The 2025-nt window shown below is 59.0% G+C and carries 2 protein-coding genes; both read left to right on the forward strand.

Going from position 1 to position 2025, the window contains the following annotated elements; genetic code table 11:
* Positions 1-1287 precede the first annotated feature (1287 nt).
* On the forward strand, positions 1288-1587 hold the full coding sequence (locus tag AC1DGP_RS35115) for a hypothetical protein (protein WP_476768890.1): 300 nt from the start codon (positions 1288-1290) through the stop codon (positions 1585-1587).
* Positions 1588-1591: 4 nt separating this feature from the next.
* Positions 1592-1894, forward strand: a complete 303-nt coding sequence (locus AC1DGP_RS35120) for a hypothetical protein (protein ID WP_476833280.1) — start codon at positions 1592-1594, stop codon at positions 1892-1894.
* Positions 1895-2025 lie beyond the last annotated feature (131 nt).

Genomic DNA, 2025 nt, shown 5'->3' on the forward strand with positions numbered 1-2025 from the left:
GCCGGGTCGTTCAGAGCGTGGATCGTGAAGGCACGCCGGGCACAGTCAATGTCGCGCGAGTTACGCAGACATGCCGGCCAGAGAACTTCGATATCGACTTGCCGCTGGCGCTCCTGCCAGTGCTGCATGATGAAGCGCATTACACCCATACAAGGGCCTCCTTGTTAACGGGTTCAGCCGAACTTCCCTCGCGACGTCCTCAACGCCGGCTGCATCAACAGCCGCTACGATCAAGATCCTGCAGATGCTCACTGATCCGGGCATCCTGACGGGTACGTCCACTCGACGCTGATCAACCGCAGAGTTGGCCTTGCCGCCCTCGTCACCCGAGCCGCAGCCGGTAGGCGAGCTGGCGGCAGAGATTGGAGCAGTACTTCGCGTCGGCACGACGCTTTGGGAAGAAGAACGTCGCACACACGTTGCATTTCAGGGGAGGACGTTCGCGCTGTATCCGCGCCCGCCGGGCGCGTTGCCAACAGGCAGTGGAACAGGTCGCCCTCTTGTCCCGAGGGGGAACGAACATGCGATCGCCGCATCCTTCGCAGACCATCTCTGCCGTGCACCAGGTGCGTTCCCAACTGGTAAGGCACGCGTCGCAGACGGGGACGGACGCTTTCACCGTCGCAATCCATCCGATGCGGGGGATAGACGGATCGAGGTAGTCCCTGGCGACCGTTTCTGAGACGATAAAGGGGGCGGCGTCCGCCGGGAACGCCACCGAGCAGCGCGTGCAATGGCCGGGCTGGAGAGAAAAAACCGGGGGCTTCATGGTTACAGCTACCCGAATACCGATCCGACGGACAATCGCTGCTTTAGCACTAGCAGTGTCAGCGTTCTCTGTTTGTGCTGGCCGTTCTGCAGCCCTGATGCTCGTTGTTACGGGTAGGAGGAGACCGACGTGCGCGTTGCTACGGATATCTGTAACAAAATAGCGACGAAGAGTTCTTGGCGTTACAGATAATTGAAAAACCTGCTGGGCATTAAGTTGCTTATCTGTAACAACGCCAAGAGGGCCGGATTTCGGCTATCCGTAACGCCTCAGTGCTGCATGATGAGGCGCACGGGCGGCTCGCGCTGGCGATGGGAGCGGATCGAGACCATAGAGGCGACGCTCAATTCCCGCCTGTGCCGGCTCCTGGCGCGGCTTGAAGCAAAGCGCACATCCCGCCCATAGCGACAGCCGGAGGGCGCCTCAGCTGCTTCCAGGCAGAGCCTGGCTGAGAATGACAAGGGATTGGCCGCGGTTAATATCGACCCGCGAGCGCCGGCCACGCATGGTCCCGGCCTATGAAAGTCCCCGAACCCCGCTTTCTCAACGACAACGACCCCGACGGCCCGATCATCTACAACGACCCGGATGCGCCTAAGCCTATGTCGAAGGCACGGCGGCTGGTGTGCTTGTTGATAGGCACCGTCTTGTTGGGATGCGCCTTGATAGCATTCATTGCTGGGGCCGAAGGCCCGAAGCGCGGCCTAATGTTCATCGCCGCCTTCGGCTTCGCATTCGGCGGGGTAGTCTTATTGTTCTCAGCGCTGTTCGCGAATTTTTCGCTTGCCCGTGAAAGACGCGGCCGGGCCGGGAATTGATATCGTGAGCAAATTGGAGAAGTTTGTGGAAAGTAAAATTGAGATATTGAATATCACTCAGGGCAATGTTCTTGGATTTTGGTCGACAAGGATATGGCTAAATAAGACCAAAAAAGGCACATTTACGTGCAGCGCGAAAGAAAAGCTCCAAGAATGTGGGGTATCTCGCGATCTTCCAGCCAATAAAGGCCTGCGCAGCGGCAGTGAAATTTACGAAGCCGTCGCCAATTTCACGGACAACTACGAACTGTGCCTCGAYGACGCCGACTGGCATGACGTAGCCAAAGCGCTAGTGGTCTCTGCCTGACGGAAGAGTCCTGCTTGGGATTCCCCTCGGTCGGCGCGTATGCGAGTCTGGCGCATGCGCACCGGGGTTTCGATCACCATCACGCCGTCTGATCGCCACCGCCTTGAGGCGGTGGCCAAGGACCGCAACGC

The organism is Allobosea sp. 05T433 (assembly GCF_056396065.1).